At 48.4% G+C, this 306-nt stretch carries 1 pseudogene; it reads right to left on the bottom strand.

Features of this window, described 5'->3' with window-relative positions:
- Positions 1 to 10: 10 nt before the first annotated feature.
- A pseudogene (locus D0T85_RS22330) lies at positions 11 to 306 on the bottom strand (hypothetical protein); the annotation flags it as partial.

The following is a 306-nucleotide window of genomic DNA, read 5'->3' on the forward strand; positions in this document are numbered from 1 at the left end:
TTCAAAGGCTTCAACCCATGGAGATGCCGTCGCAATACATTGAAACAGACTCCAACCATGTTGCTTTCCACATGGTGCGCCCGCATTCTGAGGCCCTGCCCGCCGGGAGAGCTCCCTTGGTGTGTACCGCGCGCCGGTGTGGTTCGTAGTTAACGAGTTCAAAATCCTCAAATTTAAAATCAAAAATGTTTTTAATATCCGGGTTAATAATCATTTGGTAGATCAGTCCCCAGTCGGGTACTCCACCAATGTTCCTGTCGTCGATAAACAGGTCGGTTTTTAGTTTGCGTGAGTAATCTGGGTCGC

This window comes from Bacteroides sp. 519 (assembly GCF_010500955.1).
GTDB lineage: Bacteria > Bacteroidota > Bacteroidia > Bacteroidales > Bacteroidaceae > Bacteroides.